18 protein-coding genes and 2 tRNA genes are annotated in these 20,678 nt (G+C 39.9%); 12 read left to right on the top strand and 8 right to left on the bottom strand.

The genetic code is table 11. From position 1 onward, the window contains the following. Positions 1 to 72: 72 nt before the first annotated feature. Together FTV32_RS10850 and FTV32_RS10845 are read left to right on the top strand one after the other, a co-directional pair. Positions 73 to 148 (top strand) — tRNA-Lys (locus FTV32_RS10850). A 19-nt stretch (positions 149 to 167) separates the two neighbouring features. Further along, a tRNA-Lys gene (locus FTV32_RS10845) sits at positions 168 to 243 on the top strand. 91 nt (positions 244 to 334) lie between these two features. On the opposite strand, the gene FTV32_RS10840 is transcribed toward FTV32_RS10845, so the two are convergent. Next, positions 335 to 946, bottom strand: coding sequence for a hypothetical protein (locus tag FTV32_RS10840; protein WP_092766699.1), 612 nt, complete (start codon positions 944 to 946; stop codon positions 335 to 337). 270 nt (positions 947 to 1,216) lie between these two features. Here FTV32_RS10840 and FTV32_RS10835 point away from each other — a divergent pair, with 270 nt between their 5' ends. The 3 genes from FTV32_RS10835 (at position 1,217) to FTV32_RS10825 (ending at position 3,917) form a co-directional block, all read left to right on the top strand. Further along, on the top strand, positions 1,217 to 1,480 hold the full coding sequence (locus FTV32_RS10835) for a PspC domain-containing protein (RefSeq protein ID WP_035264203.1): 264 nt from the start codon (positions 1,217 to 1,219) through the stop codon (positions 1,478 to 1,480). A gap of 147 nt (positions 1,481 to 1,627) precedes the next feature. Further along, positions 1,628 to 2,410: a sulfite exporter TauE/SafE family protein gene (locus tag FTV32_RS10830; RefSeq protein WP_092766698.1), complete on the top strand. Its 783-nt coding sequence runs from the start codon at positions 1,628 to 1,630 to the stop codon at positions 2,408 to 2,410. Between the two features lie 97 nt (positions 2,411 to 2,507). Beyond that, positions 2,508 to 3,917 (top strand): DASS family sodium-coupled anion symporter, encoded by a 1,410-nt coding sequence (locus FTV32_RS10825; RefSeq protein WP_180028629.1) that lies wholly within the window; start codon positions 2,508 to 2,510, stop codon positions 3,915 to 3,917. Positions 3,918 to 3,985: 68 nt separating this feature from the next. Here the strand turns inward: FTV32_RS10825 and FTV32_RS10820 are convergent, their stop codons facing one another. Both FTV32_RS10820 and FTV32_RS10815 read right to left on the bottom strand, forming a co-directional pair. After that, complete coding sequence (locus tag FTV32_RS10820) at positions 3,986 to 5,095, bottom strand: HPP family protein (protein WP_035264211.1); 1,110 nt, start codon at positions 5,093 to 5,095, stop codon at positions 3,986 to 3,988. Positions 5,096 to 5,293: 198 nt separating this feature from the next. After that, a complete protein-coding gene (locus FTV32_RS10815) occupies positions 5,294 to 6,121 on the bottom strand; it encodes a transglutaminase family protein (protein ID WP_180028628.1) in 828 nt (275 codons plus the stop codon). A gap of 314 nt (positions 6,122 to 6,435) precedes the next feature. Here FTV32_RS10815 and glyQ point away from each other — a divergent pair, with 314 nt between their 5' ends. Further along, positions 6,436 to 7,413 (top strand): glycine--tRNA ligase subunit alpha, encoded by a 978-nt coding sequence (gene glyQ / locus FTV32_RS10810; protein ID WP_035264216.1) that lies wholly within the window; start codon positions 6,436 to 6,438, stop codon positions 7,411 to 7,413. Beyond that, entirely contained in the window at positions 7,413 to 9,482 is a 2,070-nt protein-coding gene (gene glyS, locus FTV32_RS10805; RefSeq protein ID WP_180028627.1) for a glycine--tRNA ligase subunit beta, read from the top strand. The genes glyQ and glyS overlap by 1 nt, the downstream gene beginning before the upstream one ends. A gap of 51 nt (positions 9,483 to 9,533) precedes the next feature. Here the strand turns inward: glyS and FTV32_RS10800 are convergent, their stop codons facing one another. After that, positions 9,534 to 11,336, bottom strand: a complete 1,803-nt coding sequence (locus FTV32_RS10800; RefSeq protein WP_092766695.1) for an AAA family ATPase — start codon at positions 11,334 to 11,336, stop codon at positions 9,534 to 9,536. 100 nt (positions 11,337 to 11,436) lie between these two features. On the opposite strand from FTV32_RS10800, the gene FTV32_RS10795 reads away from it, so the two are divergent. From FTV32_RS10795 to FTV32_RS10785, 3 genes are all read left to right on the top strand, one after another. Beyond that, positions 11,437 to 11,820: a hypothetical protein gene (locus tag FTV32_RS10795; RefSeq protein ID WP_092766694.1), complete on the top strand. Its 384-nt coding sequence runs from the start codon at positions 11,437 to 11,439 to the stop codon at positions 11,818 to 11,820. Positions 11,821 to 12,296: 476 nt separating this feature from the next. Beyond that, the gene (locus FTV32_RS10790) at positions 12,297 to 14,315 is read left to right on the top strand and encodes a CocE/NonD family hydrolase (RefSeq protein ID WP_180028626.1); all 2,019 of its coding nucleotides are present in this window, start codon (positions 12,297 to 12,299) and stop codon (positions 14,313 to 14,315) included. Positions 14,316 to 14,689: 374 nt separating this feature from the next. Then, positions 14,690 to 15,322, top strand: a complete 633-nt coding sequence (locus FTV32_RS10785) for a hypothetical protein (RefSeq protein WP_180028625.1) — start codon at positions 14,690 to 14,692, stop codon at positions 15,320 to 15,322. Positions 15,323 to 15,432: 110 nt separating this feature from the next. Here the strand turns inward: FTV32_RS10785 and FTV32_RS10780 are convergent, their stop codons facing one another. From FTV32_RS10780 to FTV32_RS10770, 3 genes are all read right to left on the bottom strand, one after another. Further along, entirely contained in the window at positions 15,433 to 16,386 is a 954-nt protein-coding gene (locus tag FTV32_RS10780; RefSeq protein ID WP_180028624.1) for a 2-hydroxyacid dehydrogenase, read from the bottom strand. Positions 16,387 to 16,504: 118 nt separating this feature from the next. Further along, positions 16,505 to 17,197, bottom strand: a complete 693-nt coding sequence (locus FTV32_RS10775) for a TetR/AcrR family transcriptional regulator (RefSeq protein WP_180028623.1) — start codon at positions 17,195 to 17,197, stop codon at positions 16,505 to 16,507. Between the two features lie 304 nt (positions 17,198 to 17,501). Further along, the gene (locus tag FTV32_RS10770) at positions 17,502 to 18,764 is read right to left on the bottom strand and encodes a hypothetical protein (RefSeq protein WP_180028622.1); all 1,263 of its coding nucleotides are present in this window, start codon (positions 18,762 to 18,764) and stop codon (positions 17,502 to 17,504) included. Between the two features lie 121 nt (positions 18,765 to 18,885). Here FTV32_RS10770 and FTV32_RS10765 point away from each other — a divergent pair, with 121 nt between their 5' ends. After that, a complete protein-coding gene (locus FTV32_RS10765; protein WP_035264246.1) occupies positions 18,886 to 19,659 on the top strand; it encodes a class I SAM-dependent methyltransferase in 774 nt (257 codons plus the stop codon). Positions 19,660 to 19,712: 53 nt separating this feature from the next. Then, positions 19,713 to 20,279, top strand: a complete 567-nt coding sequence (locus tag FTV32_RS10760) for a hypothetical protein (protein ID WP_180028621.1) — start codon at positions 19,713 to 19,715, stop codon at positions 20,277 to 20,279. 3 nt (positions 20,280 to 20,282) lie between these two features. On the opposite strand, the gene FTV32_RS10755 is transcribed toward FTV32_RS10760, so the two are convergent. Continuing rightward, positions 20,283 to 20,678, bottom strand: a 396-nt coding sequence (locus FTV32_RS10755) for an IS5 family transposase (protein WP_180028620.1), incomplete at its 5' end; no start/stop codon positions are given.

The following is a 20,678-nucleotide window of genomic DNA, read 5'->3' as shown; positions in this document are numbered from 1 at the left end:
GTAACAAAGTTTTATATTTTTTACTTGCGCTACTCAAATAACTTGCTAAAATACGCAACATCAAAACGAGATGGGTCGTTAGCTCAGTTGGTAGAGCAGCGGACTTTTAATCCGTTGGTCCCGCGTTCGAGTCGCGGACGACCCACCACTTATTTTGAAACCCCTATGGGTCGTTAGCTCAGTTGGTAGAGCAGCGGACTTTTAATCCGTTGGTCCCGCGTTCGAGTCGCGGACGACCCACCAGATTCTTAAAAAAGCCTTTCATATTGAAAGGCTTTTTTATTGCCTGCAATATAATACAAGCTACCCTTATAGAGTATCAATTCTTATGTCTTTAAAGCTTTTGACGTTGCAAAGTATATGCACGTGACGGAAGCGGATTGTCTTTAAAGAAAGTTTGGTTCACTTGCGTTGCATTGGCAATTTTATCAAGATCCATGACCATATTACCCTGCTCATCCAAATCGTAAAAAAACTGAACCCCACTCTCTCTCAAAATAATGATTTGATGGTGATGTGGATCATACAACCAACGATCTTGGCGATATTGACGTTGCGTTGTAAATTCAACCTTACCACGATGCATAAAAATACGATGAGCTGTGCCATCAGCCAATAAATTGATAATAAACTCAGCTTCTCCCTTATCACAACGAGCAAAGCCATCATCACATTGCATCGTGGTTTGGTAACGACCTACAAATTTTTGCCATTCTTTAGCAACAGACTGCGGTGTTGTATCCGCTTTCTCTTGAATTGGAGGCCGTGCCTTACCTGCGACATTCGTTAATGAGTTAGAAGACTCAGGCGTATGCGACTCCTGAATTTGGTTGATGTGTTCAATGTGTGGTGATTCATTCTGGCTACATGCTGCAAGTGCAATATTCATGATGGCGATAATGCTGAACATTGAGATTGAATGAACTTTAAAATTTAAATTCATCATTTTATATCTTGAGCCATTTCATAAATTGCGATGTATAAAAATATTATCCTTATAAAATAGGGATATACAAGTATTAGCATGTTCTGTCTAATTATCCAGAACCTATACCACATCAAGGTTTTATCTTTTTCATTACATAAAATTACGATATTTTGTGAATAATCTCCTTTAAAACTAAAAATTATTCTCCATATAAAATGTATAGACAAACGTTAAAGAGAAATTGCGAAGTCTATTTCATGACTATTTTAGGTTCTAAAGGAGAACTCAATGGCCAATGTTGGTTTATATCGCTCAAACCGCTCTAACATGATTGCTGGTGTGATGGGCGGTATTGCTGAACGTTTTGGTTGGAATGCGAATTTATTACGAATTATTTTTGTTCTAGTGTCAGTGATGAGCGCTGCATTTCCAGGAATTTTAGTGTACTTAGTGCTTTGGTTAGTGATGCCAAAAAATAAAGTTCAGCACGAACATTCAGATACTTATGATCGTCCAATGCGCACTGTACATCAGGACAGATCACCGCTTTAACTTGAGTTTACCCTCAATCACCCACACAACCTCGGGTGAGTTTTTCAACACGATAATTTCCCCCAATTATCGTGTTTTTTTTATTCTCATTTTGCATCTTTCTCAAAATAGCGCTAACTTGAACAAAACAACAAATATGGACAATCAATGGCACAGTCGGAATGGATGGTATTGTGGCTATGCGCACTGGCCGCATTATTACATGGCCTGAGCGGTTTCGGCTTTCCCATGATGAGTACCGCCGTACTCTCTACTCAACTCCCGCTCAGCCTCGCTGTCACTTTGGTCATTCTTCCCTGCCTCATTTTAAATTTAATTCTGCTAACTGCTCACCCTCAGTATTCAATATGGCAGAGCATTCAACACTACAGCATAAGATTTTTCCCCCTTATTCTAAGTAGCTTAGTTGGCAGTCTGCTTGGGGTAAAACTTTTATTGTGGCTCAATGAAGGTTATTTAAAGCTTTTACTTGGCATGGTGATGGTGCTGTATGTGATTGATCAATTACGACAACATTCATTCACCGTCAGCCCGTCAGTGCTCAATATGCTGATATTCGGTCTGTTAGCAGGCATTATCGGTGGTGCTACCAATGCAATGGCACCATTTCTAATGATGTATTTACTCAGCTGTCAGCTGAGTAAAACCGATATTGTGATCGTGAGTAATTTAAGCTTTATCGCCAGCAAATTGATACAACTCCTTCTACTTTACCCAATTTTGGTCAATATTGATGAGCATCAACAACTTTTAGTCATGTTGATCTGTGTTTTTGCAATATTTGGGGTATGGATCGGCGGACTGATCAGGCAACACATCTCTCAACAGTTTTTTAAAAATACAGTATTGATCCTATTACTTTTGCTCGGTATTCAAGCCCTGTGGCAAAGCTATAATTTATTAGAACAATCGATTTCATTGTTTGAATAGTATATTTTGAAAAGTGATAAGGATATTCATTCTTCAGAATTAAGAAGTTTAATACATGCAACTATAAAACCTATAGCGATATTCAAAAGGAGCGAATATGACGGAACAACTCGCGACCCCGACCAACATGATGCCAAAAGGGCTGATCAAAGGTTGGGGGTTGATACTGATCGCCGCTTTTATTTCTTATGGACTCTATCAAGTCTTACCCTATGATGAAAACGCCAATAAAGGTTTGGCATTACTCTGCTTTATCGGCATTTTATGGCTGACTGAGGCCATCCACATCACGATTACCGCCCTATTGGTACCCGTACTCGCAGTTCTTCTCGCGATGCCTATGGCTAAAGGCGATGAGCTTATACCAATCACAACACAAGCGGCATTAGCTACATTTGCAGATCCTGTGATTTTTTTATTTTTTGGTGGCTTCGCATTAGCGACCGCGCTGCATATTCAAAAGCTCGATAAAAAAATTGCGATGTGGATCATCTCTATGTCTGGTGGTCATCTCGGCATCTCTGTAATAGCGATTTTTGCTGTAACAGCACTTTTATCTATGTGGATTTCAAATACGGCGACTGCAGCAATGATGCTTCCACTTGCCCTTGGTTTACTTTCACATTTAGATGTCAGTCGAGATCGAAAAACATTTGTTTTTATCCTGTTAGGTATTGCCTATTCTGCAAGTATTGGTGGCTTAGGGACCATGGTTGGCTCTCCACCAAATGCAATTGCAGCAAAAGCTTTAGACTATGATTTTGCAGATTGGATGAAAATCGGTTTACCGATGATGCTTCTTATTTTACCTGCCATGCTCTTGAGTCTTTATCTGGTACTTAGACCTAAGCTCAATCATAAAGTGCAATTTGTGACTGAGGATATCCCTTGGACAGGCACCCGAATTGCAACAATGATATTGTTTGTCTGCACAGCTATCGCTTGGATCTTCAGTAAAAAGCTCACCGATACTTTTGGTATCACTCAACCTGATACCTGGATTGCTGTGTTAGCAGCATGCTTGGTCGTGATTATCGGTACTGCAACATGGAAACAAGTCGCTGAAAATACAGATTGGGGCGTCTTATTTCTATTTGGAGGTGGTTTAACCCTCAGTGCAATTTTAAAAGATTCAGGCAGTTCATTGGTGCTTGGTCAAACGCTTGCCAATGCCTTTGGTGATGCCTCCCCACTCCTCATTATTTTCGTCGTCGCTACGTTCATTATCTTCTTGACTGAATTCACCAGTAACACTGCATCAGCTGCACTGTTAGTACCAGTATTTGCAGCGATTGCAGATCAAATGGGCATGCCTAAGGAAATTTTAGTTATTGTGATCGGCATTGGTGCTTCTTGTGCATTTATGCTTCCTGTTGCGACACCACCGAATGCGATTGTGTTTGGTACTGGCCATATTCAACAAAGTGAAATGATGAAAGTCGGCTTTGTCCTGAATATCATGTGTATTTTCTTGGTTTCCCTGTTTATTTACTGGTTCTTTATCTAAGTTTAAATAAATCCAGATTCCAAATAAAAAGCACCCTTGGGTGCTTTTTAGGACAATCTAAAACAGTTTTAAGCTCTCATTTTAAAATGGTTTAGTTCCTGATTCAGGGCAGCGATAATATCTGCACGGCTAATAATTCCGACCAGACGCTGCTCGCTCACTACCGGGATATAGTTAAAAGAACGTTCCACAAAATAGGGCACCAGATCCTGAATCGGCTGCAATGGCTGCACTGTGACTACCTTGCGGGTCATAATATGTTTGACCTGATGTTCCCAGCTGCTGCGCACATCTGCAGCACGTTTAAACCATTCTACCACCTGATACATGGCCAGCGTTCCCACCAGCTTGCCTTCCGCATTAACCACCGGCAGGCTCATCAGGTTCATCTGCTTAAACTTGTCCAGTGCATGCTGAATATCATCATTGGCATGCAAGGTCACCACGTCTTTGGTCATAATGTCCTGACAAGTAAACTGGTTGACCGCACGGGCATTGGCTCGGTCCTGCGCTTCCAGAATAATCTTTTGCAGGTCATATTCACTAATGTCCAGCAGCTCGGTTTGCTGATCTAGTACTTCCTGAATATCTTGCGGCTGAATAGTGACTTTCTGGGTCGGGGTCGGATCTTTGGAACGGGTATTCAATTGCGCCTGCTGCGGATAACGCTTGCCAATCATTCGATTAAAGACGATCGCAATTACCATCAATAAGATCGAATTCAGCAGCACCGGATAGAAAACGAAAGCATAGCCGAGTTCATGGACCGCATTGCCGCCGAGTACCGCCGTAATGGCGACAGCACCACTGGGTGGATGTAGGGAATCTGTGGTCATCATCAGGATAATGGCCAAGGCCACCGCCAGACTAAAAGCTTCAGTCGGACTGGCAATAAACAAGGCACAGGTCACACCCACTACCGCAGCAATAGTATTACCTACCAGAATATTCCAGGGCTGTGCCAAGGGACTGGCCGGAACTGCAAACAGCAGCACAGATGAGGCCCCCATCGGCGCAATATACCAGGCTTCAAAATCACCCAGAATCCATAAACTCAGTAATGACGATACCGTGAGACCCAGTAGTGCCCCAATACCGCAGAGTAAACGGTCTTTGAGTGGAAGAACTTTAAAATTCGGTTTTAAGGTATTGAGCCAGTCAAGATTGGAATGGAACACGGCGCGCCTGATTTTAATGTTTACAGATTTTGCGCATTATAAAACTAGTCGCTTTAAAGATGTATTCATTTTATATCTTTTAATTACACTTAAATGGATGCTGTTTAAAAAGCCAAGTCTCTCTCCAGGCAACAGTCATCCATCTAGTTCTCTTTTACGGTTCAACTCCTCATAGGATTTTCAATAAGATCATTCATGTCAGGTAATTTTAGCCTCAGCGCCGCTATCGCATTCAGGTTTAATCAGAGGCTCGATTTTAAGCAGCTCGACCTGACCATAATAGGTTGAGAATGCCACATCTCCGGCATCTACCCCGGTGCCAATGCGAATCAGCTCGTCGACTGGAGCTAAACGGGTCGGATCAAACTGCACCCATCCTCCTTCCAGATAGGCTTCAAAAATGGCATGAAAATCAGGTAAAAAATTTTCAATTTCCACATAACCGACTACCATGCGTGCCGGAATTCCTAAAGCACGGCACAGCGCAATGCCTAAATGGGCAAAGTCACGGCATACCCCCGCCCGGTGGATCAGTACATCCGTCGCAGTCGTAAACTGGTCAGAGCAGCCAGAGACATAAAAAATATTGTTATAAATCCACTGTTCGATGGCTTTTACACGCGTATAGCCGGGTGTCATCCAGCCAAATGAGCGTTTCGCCATTTCTAGTAATAAATCTGAATTGCAATAGCGGCTGGCCAGCAAATAAGGTAGTACTTCATCCGGCAGGTCTGGAATTTTGACTTCATTCAGGTTTTGTCTCAGATCAACAGGAATGCACGGCTGACGGGTAACTGTCGCGCTATAATTCAGTTCAAATGCCTCATAAGGCTCGAGTTGCAACCGGATATGACGGTTTTGATGCTGAGCATCCCGAAATTCATGCCATTTGACCGGCATATTCATGGTGAGCTGTTCTTCGAGAATATTCTGATCGGGATGATGGGCGACCTGAACCATAAAAATAAATTCGGTAGGTTGCACAATCTTGTATTTCAAATGACACTGAATTTGGTAAGTGGTCATGAAGTTCCTTATTATTAGGCATTATTATATTGTGTGAAGATTTAACTAATTCTAAGACCGCAATCGTATGAGATCAGTTTAACTTTATCGCGCTTCAGTGAACAGGATGCTATACATCTGATTTATTCCTGATTTTTAGATCTCACCCCATTGCTGATCTAGCATAAAATTGCAGCAAAGCCGCGCAAAATCTGGCATGAATCAAGACCATTTTAATTTTTTCCAAAATATTTTCAGCGTATTAACCCTTTGCCACTCCCCTGTAAAATCCTTATAATCAAGCACAATTTTTCTCTAATTTTAAGTGGATGACCATGAGTCGCGCCATATCGCATATTGATACCTTCCAAGGCTTAATTCTTGCCTTACAAAACTACTGGGCGGAGCAAGGCTGCGTCGTGTTACAGCCTTACGACATGGAAATGGGTGCAGGTACATTCCACACTGCAACTTTCCTACGCGCATTAGGGCCTGAAACTTGGAACGCTGCATACGTTCAACCTTCACGTCGTCCGAAAGACGGTCGTTATGGTGAAAACCCAAACCGTTTGCAACATTACTACCAATTCCAAGTGGTACTTAAGCCAAACCCAGACAACATCCAACAGTTGTATCTTGACTCGCTTAAAGCGATCGGAATTGATCCCTTAGTACACGACATTCGTTTTGTAGAAGACAACTGGGAATCTCCAACGCTTGGCGCGTGGGGCTTAGGTTGGGAAGTATGGCTTAACGGTATGGAAGTGACGCAGTTTACTTACTTCCAACAAGTTGGTGGTGTTGAGTGCTACCCTGTAACTGGCGAAATCACCTACGGTTTAGAGCGTCTTGCAATGTACTTGCAAGGTGTTGATTCTGTATATGATTTGGTTTGGACCAAAGGTCAGTTCGGTACAGTCACTTATGGCGATGTATTCCATCAAAATGAAGTTGAACAATCCACTTATAATTTTGAATACGCACCTGTTGATAAACTGTTTGAACTCTTCGATTTCTATGAAACTGAAGCAACACGTTTAATCGAAGCAAAACTTCCACTTCCTGCGTATGAGCAAGTGGTTAAAGCGTCGCATAGCTTTAACTTACTCGATGCACGTGGTGCGATTTCTGTGACTGAACGTCAGCGTTATATTTTACGTGTACGTACATTGGCGCGTTCAATTGCAAATGCTTATGTGGCTGCACGTGCGGAACTTGGTTTCCCAATGGCAGAACCAGCACTACGTGATGAAGTATTGGCACAGTTAAAGGCACAAGTTGAAGCAGAAGCAAAATCTGAGGAGAGCAAATAATGTCTAAACATACCGTTTTGTTCGAATTAGGTTGTGAAGAACTTCCACCAAAAAGCCTTAAAAAATTGCGTGATGCACTACAAGCTGAAACTGTAAAAGGCTTAAAAGATGCAGGCTTGGCTTTTGATTCTATAGAAGCTTATGCAGCACCACGTCGTCTTGCACTTAAAATTGTAAACGTTGATGGTGCTCAAGCGGATACTCAAAAACGTTTTGACGGCCCTGCAAAACAAGCAGCGTTTGATGCAGATGGCAACCCAACTAAAGCGCTTGAAGGCTTTATGCGTGGTCAAGGCATCACCGTAGATCAAATCTCTACTTTCCAAGCGGGTAAAGTTGAAAAAGTTTGCTACTTAAAAGATGTAAAAGGTCAAAGTCTTGATGCACTTTTACCGCAAATTTTACAAGCAGCTTTAGACAACCTACCAATTGCAAAACGTATGCGTTCTGCGGCAAGCCGTACCGAATTTGTACGTCCTGTTAAATGGGTTGTTCTGTTAAAAGACAACGACGTTGTTGATGCAACGATTCAAGATCACAAAGCTGGTAACGTGACATTCGGTCACCGTTTCCATGCACCTGAAGCAATTACTTTAACGCATGCTGATGAATATTTAACGAAGTTAAAAGCGGCTTACGTTGTTGCCTCTTTTGAAGAGCGTCAAGCGATCATCGACCAACAAGTAAAAGCGTTGGCGGATGAAGTGAATGCGATTGCGATTGTGCCTGCAGATTTACGTGACGAAGTAACAGCATTGGTTGAATGGCCTGTTGCGCTTCGTGCAAGCTTCGAAGAACGCTTCCTTGCTGTTCCTCAAGAAGCATTGATCACGACCATGCAGGACAACCAAAAGTACTTCTGCTTAGTGAATGCTGACAATAAGCTTCAACCATACTTCATTACTGTCTCAAATATTGAGTCGAAAGACCCGACACAAATTATTGAAGGTAACGAGAAGGTTGTTCGTCCACGTTTGTCTGATGCTGAATTCTTCTTCTTACAAGACCAAAAACAACCGCTTGCTTCTCGTAAAGAGAAACTTGCGAACATGGTCTTCCAAGCAGAATTGGGTACGCTTTGGAACAAGTCTGAACGTATTGCAAAACTCGCTGTAGCACTCGCGCCTATCACTGGTGCAAAAGCGGAAGACGCTGAAAAAGCTGCACTTCTTGCAAAATGTGACTTAACCTCTGAACTCGTGGGTGAATTCCCTGAACTTCAAGGGATTGCAGGCACTTACTACGCACGTCTTGAAGGCGAAAATGATGAAGTGGCTGAGTCTTTAGGTGAGCAGTATTTACCTAAATTTGCAGGTGACGTTTTACCGAAAACCAAAACAGGTACAACGATTGCCCTTGCTGACCGTTTAGATACGCTCACAGGTATTTTTGGTATTGGTCAAGCGCCGACAGGCTCTAAAGACCCGTTTGCACTACGTCGTTCTGCAATTGGTATCTTACGTCTAGTGACTGAAAACGAGCTTGATGTATCGATTGAACAATTGATCACGCTGGCGCTAAACGCTTATGGCGATGTGATCAAAGATCATGACAAGACTTTAAAAGATGCTATTGCGTTCTTGGAAGGTCGTTATCGTGCCAAATATGAAGACCAAGGCGTTGCGGTTGATGTGATTCAAGCGGTTCAAGCCTTGTCACCAAAATCACCACTTGATTTTGATAAGCGTGTTAATGCGGTCAATCATTTCCGTGATTTACCTGAAGCTGCGGCTTTGGCTGCTGCGAATAAACGTGTGGCAAATATTCTTGCGAAGGAAGCTGCACCGACAGGTGAGATTATAGAATCTAAATTAGTTGAAGATGCGGAAAAAGCACTCTATGCAGAGATTCAAAATCTTCTTCCTGTGGTTCAACCGCTTTTGGATGCCAAAGATTATACGACTGCGTTATCTAAGCTTGCAGCATTACGTGCGCCAATTGATGCCTTCTTTGATAATGTTATGGTCATGGCGGAAGATGCAGACTTGAAAGCAAATCGTCTGCGTTTGCTTGCTCAGCTTCGTGACTTGTTCACGGAAGTCGCTGATATTTCAGTGTTACAGCACTAAGCTAAATATTTGAAATAGAATAAAAACCCGCTTTTTAGCGGGTTTTTTTATTTATGATGCTAAAAACTCTTCAATAATTGGGAATACTAATTCTTCATATTTATCAAAATTAGTCGGATCATCTATATTTTCATAAACATAATCACAGAATAAATTCTTTTCAAAATCCACAATGGTAGATATAGCACCATAATCACTTTCTTTCTCTTTCGTTGTATAAAAATTTTCTGTAAATAATTCTGCTTTCAATAAATTTTCAGAACCTTTTTTAATTTTTTTATTAAATTCATTGAAAGGAACTTTAGCTTTCATAATATTCCCAACTTTTTGATTTTGTGTTTTTGTATCGCAATCATACAAAAACAAAACTTTTCTAGTAATAGCTTTCTCATTATGCCTTAAAAAATCAAACCCTTTATCTAAGCTACTGTCCCCACCAAATTTAACTTGCCCATCATTTTGTGTAACACCAATTTCATCAACCTCTATATTTTCTAACCACTCAGATTTACCTTTTAATTCAAATGCTTTCTTAAGAAATTTAATATCTGTTTTCCCTTCAACCAAAATTAAAGGTTTTTGTGTTTCTTGAATTTTTTGATGTAAAGTTTCCTCAAATTTTGCTGTTTCTTTATAAAACTTAAATGACTCATCAAACTCACCAAATCTTTCAGATGTAATATTCATTCCTGATGGTAGATCTACTAACTGAATATTTTCAGCTCCAAACTCTTTCTCCATTCCTAGAACAAAAAGAGGAGAGTGTGAAGTCATAATAAATTGAACTTTAGGAAATAATTTTATTAACTTAGGTAAAATTTCACTCTGATGTTTAGTGTGCAAATGAGCGTCAACTTCATCGACCACTACTATCCCCTCAACCTGTTCTATTCTGATACTATTATTCAAATCTTTCCTATCCGCATGCCGAACAATAGTAATAAATAAATTAAGTAAAATTAATTGACCTGTAGATAATTGCTCTAGTGTGGGAATTAGTAGTCCATTTTTATTATGTAACGACAATCTAGACTGAGACTCATTTCTAAAACCTGTCTTTAAATACAACTCATCATTATCTAAAATTATTTGAAAGATTCGATTCATATTTCTATATGAATTATTTATAGCATGCTTATTTTGTATTAGTAAATTTTTTTCATTTACATCAATAATATGATCTAATTCAGCAGGTAAAATTGCCGAGTCTAAAATGACATCAAGCATCCATTGAATATTTTTCTGAAAAGTATCTATACACATTATTTCTTTATGCAATCGTCCCCCATATTTACCTTCAATATTAAAAATTTCTTGAGTTTGTGCCCTTAAATTCAACCAATGTGGAATAATCTTGCGAAAGCTTGGAAAAAAAGCAATGGTATTTGAAAATAAATTATTGCAATCTTCCTTTGAAGCTAGAAGCTTTTTATCACTCGCAATCCCGCCTTTAATCCCATTAATTTTATTGCCATATAAATTTAAAAGATTTTGTACTTCTTCAATTGTTCCTACTTTCTCACAGTAATGTATTTCCTTATTGTCTTTACTATTAATAAATCTGAGATATGCCGCTGCACTTTGACTATTTGCTTTAGTATTGATGTCTAAACCTGAAATTACTCTAAAATAGGGGGTACTCGTACTTTCTGTATTAGCAACAATATCGCTAAATTCTTGTTTAGCTATTTCAAAAAATGCATCTGCGATATAGGAGAGAGTATAAGTTTTTCCAGAACCATTTTTTCCTACCAATATTACCGGTTTTGGGTTTAAATTTTCTTGAACATCAAACTCAATATCCAATTTCTCTAGTGGCCCTATGTTTCTAATATGGAGATTTTTTAAATACATTTTTCTCTAAAACCCATGATTTATTTACATTTATTATTTTGTAACATAGCTTCAACAATATTAAAATCGCTATTAATACTTTTAGATATAAATCAGATCTATGAACAAAATTATTTCGTGCCCTGTTTTCATAATACTACTTAGCGCTTGCTCAACTGCTCCATCAAATCCAAACGCCCCTATCGTTTTAGAACAACATAAAAACATTGCTGTAGAGCCTAAAACCAAGCGCAACTCAGCACGCCTTATTAAGCAAAGCAATAACTGCCTCATCGAATTTACAGGCAACTTTGAAACAGGTAAAGCCACTGAATACTGGTTCTTCCAAGGGGAGCAACTGATTTCAGCCCATTCAAATTTAGATGCCGATGTGGAGAACAAACAAACCGTATTTGATATTCAAGATTCGGTGAAACAAGCCAATTTCAACGCGCTGAAAAACCACTTTAAAGCGCAAAACCTTCAACAATGTGAACATTTCTAAGGCTCTAAAACACCATTCATCTGATCATTCGTAAACTACAACAGCACAATTGGCTAAAACCGACTGTGCTTTTTTAATTGTAATGAAGCTACTTCATGATTTCTTAATCACAGTACCTAATTGGCATAAATGCTCATAATTTATAATTTTCTTTAGAAATCAGATAAAAGAAATATCCTCTAAATTATGATTAATTTATATACAGTTGTATTTTTTTAAACTGACCCAATCAATTTTTTTTTATATTAAAAATAAAGTACTTAATCAAAACATCATTGCCAATCCGACAAACAGCAAGACCCCAACTTGTTAGTTAAACTAAACAGTGATACAACATCAAAGCCTAATCTGAATTATCTTTTTTGATCAGATTAGGAGACATAAAAATAAAATGAATGGAACGATTTTGCTTTATGCATATTTCATTCTTCACTCAAGCACTACTAAAAAAATGAAAAACAAAAAGGAATTATGTAATGAAGTTGCTAAATTCTTTCTATGCTGCTGTTGGCATCGGTGTCACGATACTTGCGACCACCATAGGCATAGCAAATAAAACAATTAATCCAACTCCAAATGTGACACCAGACTTAAGCTATTTAAGTCCTCAACCCGACCCAGTGACCTCCCCAGATGTCACACTCCCAGGTACTCCCGTTGCATTAAAAAACACCCGACTCGGAACTAGACAATCTCCGAGTCAACCTCAAGTCCCATTACTTTCCAATGCCAATGCTCAATGGCAATTGTATGATCGACCTGCTGAATATCCTAAGTCGGTGACCTTGCCAGCACAGTGGATTACCATGCGTGATGGAACGCGAATCGCCACTTATGTCACGCTCCCTGCGGATGAGTCAGGTCGTCCTATCAATGCAAAATTCCCTGTGATTGTTATTCAAACGGCCTATAGCGCAGGGGTTGCAGGTAAGGTTTCAGCAATAGCAGGTGGTGCAGACCCTGAAATGGTGAAACGTGGCTATGCAACAGTCGTTGCAGATGTTCGCGGAACAGGTAACTCTACAGGCAAGTGGGAAGCTTTTGGTAAAGTCGAACAACAAGATGCTTATGAAATTATTGACTGGTCAAGTAAACAAAGCTTCTCTGATGGAAATGTCGGCTTATATGGCGTTTCTTATTTAGGAATCACGGCGATGCTGGGTGCAGCGACACAACATCCAGCAATCAAGGCAGCGTTCCCAATCGTACCTATGGGTGATGCGTACCGCGATATTCTTTTCAATGGCGGGCAGCTAAACACTAACTTCATTCCACTTTGGATGAGTTTAATTACACTGTTGGGTACTTTACCGATTGATACCTTGGTGCAAGACCCGATTACTGGAAAACTGACCGCACTCGATAAAATTATTAACAGTACAGAATTCCAAATACCGCTTTTTGCCAATGCTCTAAAAGGCAAAGCTGATGCTTTTGATAATGACTTTTGGCAAGAAAGATCGCTGTTAGAACAAGCCAATAATATTAAAGTTCCGACTTTTATTGTCGGGGGAACACGTGATTTGTTCCAACGCAGTGAACCGCTTTGGCATGAAGCATTAAAAGGTCATACCACAGTAAAAACCTTTATTGGCCCTTGGGCACACATTCAAGCCGCACAACTTTTCCCAAGTTTGCCTAAAGGTAATGTACCGCGTTTAGACAAAATGCAACTTCAATGGTTTGATCAATATTTAAAAGGTATCAACACTGGCGCTGAAACTCTACCTAACGTCACACAATGGGTACATGGTTATGAAGATTATGTCGTCAGTACGGATTGGCCGCATGTAGCATTAGAACCAGATCGTTTATTCTTAAATACACGTGGAAATCTTGCAAAAGATCGACCAACGTCAAGCTCTGGTGAAAACTACTTATTACAAGCCCCAACTTTCGGTTTATGCTCAAGTACTGTTGAACAAGTTCTCATTGGTGCAACGTCTATCCTACCTTTCCCATGTCTGGAAAATAGCAACTTAGCGAATATTCCTGCTTCGGTCTTTAACTCAGTACCTTTAACTGAAGACTATTATTTAAATGGGCCGATGCAAGCTGACTTGTGGATTTCATCCAGCTCTAAAGACAGTGGTTTAGTCGTACGTGTATCCGATGTGGACCCAAGAACGGGCAATGCTAAAACATTAAGCACGGGTATTATCACAGCATCCATGCGTAAAGTTGACGAATCACGTTCTCGTTATATCAAAGGACAAATGATTCAACCTTGGCATACATTTAAAGCATCGGATATTCAACCTTTAGACAAAAACAAGCCAGTCTTGGTCAATGTTGAGATTCCAGCAACTGCTGCGCTTATTCCTAAAGGACATCGTATTCAAATTTCGGTGGTTTCCAGTGATGTATGGAAAGGCGTTGCCCCATTACCAAGTTTAACTTCATCGCTTTTGGGATCGATTTCGATCTATTCGAATTCACAATACCCATCAAGCGTGGTTTTACCAAAAGTCCCGACTCAATATCTGAAGCATTAATTTTTAGATTTCTTATAAACAGCGTCTGAGCATGAATCCATGCTCAGACTTTTTTTATGTTGAATATATTGGTTTGATCAACACCTGTCTTAGAATCGGAGGATAAACTTTACTTTTAATTTTGTTGTCCACGATCCAATGCACACAATGTAGTGTTGTATCCTAAAAGCCTTTAAGCGATGCAAGATGAATAAAAATTGTAGCTTTAATCATTAAAACTGCCGAAGCACAACGTTACAGATACATTTCAACATTGAAACAGCCCCATCGCTCATGTAGTTTGCTTGGAAACTGATAAAAAATTCAAAAGTTTTGTACAGATGAGGCGATTGAGTCACAGCGCCACCCATACAGAACCGAGAAGAGGATCCTTCATGAACATAATGAAAACGATGCTGGTAAGTTGTATTACGCTATACTCAGCAACTACATTTGCTCAAGACTCTACTTTAACGGGCAACAATCCTGCTTACGGTGACAATCCAAATTTAGCCAAAGTACTTGCAGTCAAAGCACAAGAGACTTTGCAAAATACAGCCAACACCGTTGATGATGCGACCAAGCGTGGTATTGCTAAAATCAAACCATCCGTCGATTCAGCTTGGCAAAACACCAAAGAATTCACCAATGAAAAAGCGATTGCATTACGTGACGGTGCTCGTCAAGGCGTAGATACAACTGTTAAATCTGTGCAGCATGTTAAACAGAACCTCGTCGGTGCAGGTGGTGTTCCCATCGAAAGAGGCAGTTTGAGTCAACCTAACCCAACGACAGCACCTGCTGCCATAGCCTCACCTGCTCAAACCATTGCATCGGTCGCTTTACCCGTTCAAGAAAATTCAGTCTACCTTGAAACTGCGCAATCAGCCAACACCACGCTAGCAAGTCAAACTCAAGCACCTGAAGCAGAACCGACTATTCAGCGTCAAAGTGTTGCTTTACCTAATAGTGGAGCTACCACCTCTATTCCAGCTGTAGATGACAGTGATGCAGGTGTCCCACGTTAAACCATGTCGTTTTATTCAAACCTAAGTGGAGTTTATTTATTAGGTTGATTTTATTTATATCTCTTCAAGAAAAAAGGTGCTTCTCACAGCACCTTTTTTATTACTTAACTTCAGTTAACTTGACGGATCGGTTGACCCGCTTTAAATGCAGCTGCGTTTTCCTGTACTTGTTGCACAATACGTTGACGTGCTTCAACACTTCCCCATGCACTGTGTGGTGTAATAATGAGATTAGGGATATCCGAATTCAATAACACATTGCCTTGCTGAGGCGGTTCTATACTCAATACATCAGTCGCTGCCCCTGCGATTCTCCGATTTATTAGTGCTTCCGCCAATGCTTGTTCATTCACAATGCCACCACGGGCACAATTAATTAAATATGCACTTTCTTTCATTAGACTGAATGCTTCTGCATCAATTAAGTCGCGTGTTGTTTCAGTTAAGGGACAATGTAAGCTAATAAAGTCTGATTGACGCAGCAAGCTTTCTAAACTGACACGATCAGCGGCTGCAGGTCGTCCCGGTAAATGAGCCACAATCACCTTCATACCAAAGGCTTCAGCCAGCTTCGCTACTGCTTGACCAAGTTCACCATAGCCCAAAATCCCTAAGGTCTTACCGTTCAATTCAGCAATGGGGAAATCTAATAAACAGAATTGTGATGCTTTATTCCATTCACCCGCACGAACTGCACGATCATATTGAATAAAAGACGTTGCCAAGTTCAGCATCAACATCATGGTATGTTGAGCTACAGCGGCAGTACCATATGCCTGACAGTTACATACCACAATGTTTTGAGCTTTTGCTTGGATTAAATCGACATTATTGGTGCCTGTGGCTGAAATTAAAATTAATTTAAGCTGCGGCCGTTGTTGCATCATGTCTGCCGTAATCACCACTTTATTGGTCACCACCACATCTACATCCGCAATGCGTTCAAGCACTTGATCTGGATCAGTGCGCTCAAAGAATGTTACCTCATCAAAGACTTGATACCACCCCGAAAAATCTAAATCATTCTGATCGAGAGAGAATTGATCCAAAAAAACAGCTTTCACGTTGAACCTCAGCAATATTGATCTGCATTTCGACTGCAAGATTTTCATGATAATTCAACTGATTGTAAGCTTAATTGTAGGTCAACAATAGTTGATTTGACTGGTTTTTTGTCTCAGATTACGTCGTTGCTGCACGCTGTGCTTTTAGGGAAAATTGATCTTCTTTTAGTGCATTTAAATATGCAGTCGCCAAACGATACGCCTCTTCACAGATACGTTCAGAAATCCGATCTTCTGTGTAATAACCATGTTTCATACAAGTAAAGATCATTTCAATAATGATCAACATACTGTCAGGTTGTTGCGGTAAATAATCATCTACCCGAATTGCTTTAAGTGCATCTCTTAAATCTTGACTGAACTGTTTGAGTTCCATTTGATGACGTAAATACACTTGTCGGTTCAGTGGACCTGACAATATTAATAATCGGGCCACAGCAGATTCATTATAAAACTTGGCAGTGGTTTCAATCACAGCTGCAGCCACCATTCGACCATAAGCCGCCATACTTTCGTGCGGATGTTCGCGTATGACGTTTAAACCAGCTTCCTTGAGCAAGCTTACCAGTTTCTGCAAATGCAACTGTGCCATATGATGCAACAGATCATATTTTGTCGGAAAGAACTGATAAATACTCGCTCTTGGAATGTTTGAAGCATTGGCAATTTCAGGAATTGAAATTGACTCTAAGCCCATTTTAACTAAAAGTTTTTCAGCAGTTTGAATCACCTGCATAACACGGCGATGTGTACGCGATTGTTTTGGAGGATTCATTCCTGTTTCAGTTTTTACAATTTTCTTTTTATTCATCTGTCCCACCTAAATTCCATTTATATGGGTTTTTTGTGCTCAAGTAGACACGTCAAAGATGCATGAATATTCCGATATTCATAAATACATCATCATTTGAATCATTCAAATTCGTTATATATTGCCTGATCTTAACAATGAAACAGAGTCATTCCATCGCTTTCGTTACAAAATAAACACGGGTAAATTTTAAACAATATCGCTTTTTACGACAGATTGAGACCTATCACACACTCTATATTTTTTTACTTAAAGATAAAAAAGCGCCGAAGCGCTTTGATCAATAACTATGAAAAATTCAGCCTTACTCCACTGAAAATTTTTCTGCTTCACCAACAGTGTCTGATTCAAAAATACAGTTTCCTAACTCATCGCAGTGCATATAGAGATGCTTATAACTGATGCTAAAGAAACCTTCGCCCTTTTTCACAATCAAAGGGCTCATATCCGCACTGAGCGCATCATCCATTTTGATCAATTTGGTGACACGGCGATCATTCATACAAATGAGATAGTGCTGTTTTTTAATTTCAATCTGGGCCAATCCAGTACTTTCCACATGTAATGGAATAATATATTTACCATTAATATCAATCACATGTTGTTCATAGCTTTCTAGTTTTTGGGTGATCACGTTAAAGACCAACACTTTGCCAAAGCTGTCATGAAGTTGTGTTTTATTTTCAAACGGCAAATGAATCGAAATACCGAGCTTTTGTAGATCTTGTTCATCTACTCGTTTGTTGGTCAGTAAAATACGGGTAATCGTCTGTTTAAGACTGGCATCAAAAAAGCTACTGTCTAGTTGTAGATCGATGGTTTTTAAAATATTACCTAATGCTTCATTGTGGGTGCCAAGCAGATGTGCGATCACGCTTCGATAGTAAAATTTACTGTTCTTTTTAACTGCTCGAATCTGGCGATAAAAGTAAGTTGCATCAAATTCATGTTCAATAAAATCATGCAATAACGCAGAATTTGCTAATACAGCAACCGCATCATGACCCGTATAAGGTAAATGAAGTGTATTGAGTTGAGGAATAAGTGGCTTAATCTTTTCATAGTGCTCGCGATCCAGATCAAAGTAAGGATCATAAACCACGATATATTCTGCATCGCACGCAATATCTGTCGCGGCAATTTGCATGTCAGCATTGACCTTAGGATCGTAAAAATCAGTATAACGGCGGTCTTTAATTTCAGCAGGATTAATTGAATATTGCGGCACCATTGAAACCACACGTGCTGCGCCCAATAACTTACTGTACTTAATCGCTGCGTAGCCGCCCATAGAACCACCATAAGCCACGACACGCTGAAATTGATTCAACAAAGGCAATATTTGCTCGATTAAAGCGTGCATGCTCTGTGATGGGAACCATGACTTTTGTTTTGGCATGATACCTATGACATTGTAGTCATATTTGGCTAAGGATTTTTCAGCATTAATGGCATTGCCTTTGGCACGACTGATCAAGTCACCAAAAGAGAGAACCAATGTTTCTGTTGTTCCTTTTAAATAAATTGCTCTGATGTGTTCGTCTTCAAATACTATTTGCTTATCCATTGCAATTCCGAAAAAGGGTTCTCATCATTTGGTTTGCAAAATGAATCAATCGTTCACTTGCTTACATCACATTGTCGGTGTCATATTTTATAGATACTGTTCAGATTAAAAAGCGCAAAATATGACACATTCACTTCATCCTGCTGCTGAAAATGGGTTTAGTTCTGCGGCTGAACTTTATCAACAAGTCCGACCAAATTATCCACAGGCTATCGTCACGTGGTTGAAAGATGAGTTGAATATTCATCCTGATGCAGTTGCGATTGACTTAGGTTCGGGGACAGGAAAATTCCTGCACTATCTAAAACAAGTCACCTCGAACATAATCGCCGTTGAACCGATTCCAGCAATGCTCGAACAATTGAAAATAGTACATCCTGAGGTGAAGACACTACAAGCATCAAGCCATCAAATTGCGCAATCAACGCATAGTGTTGATGCTATTTTATGCGCACAGTCATTTCATTGGTTTGCTGAACGCCAAACATTGCAAGAAATGCATCGCCTTCTTAAACCTCAAGGACATTTAGGTCTAGTCTGGAACCAACGAGATATCTCAGTGGATTGGGTCAAAGCATTGGCAGATTACATCGCACCTTTTGAGTCCGATACGCCACGCTTTCATAGCAACCAATGGCAAAATGTATTTCAGCAGCAAGAATTATTTGAATTCCAAAGTTTAAGCACCTTCACTCAGCATCAAGTCGGCAGTGTTGAACAGGTCATCAGCAAACGACTCTTATCTACCAGTTTTATTGCGGCAATGTCAGCGGCAGACCAAGCAAAAATGAAGACAGCATTTGAATCGATCGTATTTGAACATACGGGACTCATGCTCCATGATGAAGTTTCCTTTCCTTATATCACTTATGCCTATCACTATCGTGCGCGATAAACTAAACTTAATCTCGATCATTCATTAAAAAAACCAACAGAGGATTGACTCTCATGACGGCAAATCTTCACCCTATTCGACTTTCGATATTTGCACTCTGCTTGAGTATGCCTTTCATGCTCATTGGATGCCAAAAAACAGAACAAAACCCTCAGACCGAACAAAAAGAATCCGTTGATCCATCTGTTGAATTGAAAACACAAATTGAAGCACAGCCGATCAAATCGTTTGAATCCACTCCAAATGACGCACATGACGTTGCTTTGCTGAATCAATATGATCAAAGTTTTGAGCAATTAAGTGATGAGCTAGACGCAGAACTTCAGCAATTAAAAGCAGATGGCAATTTAAATGCGGATATGGAGTTTCAGCGTAAACGAGATCTCATTCAGTCCTCCCTCAATATGTTGAAAGACTTAGATCTTAAGACGGAACAAGGTAGATATATTCAAGGCTTATTTTATCAATACTGGGAAAATCAGATTGAGGTCTATCAAGAGCTCGAACAGTCTCCCGAAGATGAGCTTCGAAATCCTAAAGATGCAATTCGAAATATGAGTGATTATTATACTGCGAAAGCCCAACTCCAACATTGGAGTCAAAATACTAGGGTCTGTTGAGAATTACCGAGAGTTAATTAAACTCGCGCACAATTGAATCATGGCTTCAAAACTCGTATCTGTTTTACAACTACGCATCGCTATACGTTTAAATTCTTTTAACTTACAGAAATAGTTTTCAATGAGATGACGCCATTTATACATAATCGTATCAAATGCTCTCATTACTTTTCGATTAGATTTAGGTGGGATCACCACTTTCACTTTACGTTCATTGAGTTCTTGGATGAGCCAATCTGCATCAAATGCTTTATCCGCTAGTAATGCTTGAAAATCAACATCTTCGATTAAAGGTTTGGTTTCTACTAAATCGTGATATTGACCAGGCATTAATCGAAACTTAATGAGGTTACCTAGACTATCCACTAAGGCAAGAATTTTACAGGTCATTCCACCTCG

The organism is Acinetobacter sp. YH16032 (genome assembly GCF_013417345.1).
Taxonomy (GTDB): domain Bacteria; phylum Pseudomonadota; class Gammaproteobacteria; order Pseudomonadales; family Moraxellaceae; genus Acinetobacter.
Note: the sequence above shows the minus strand (reverse complement) of the source record. Positions and strands in the feature narration are given on the sequence as shown.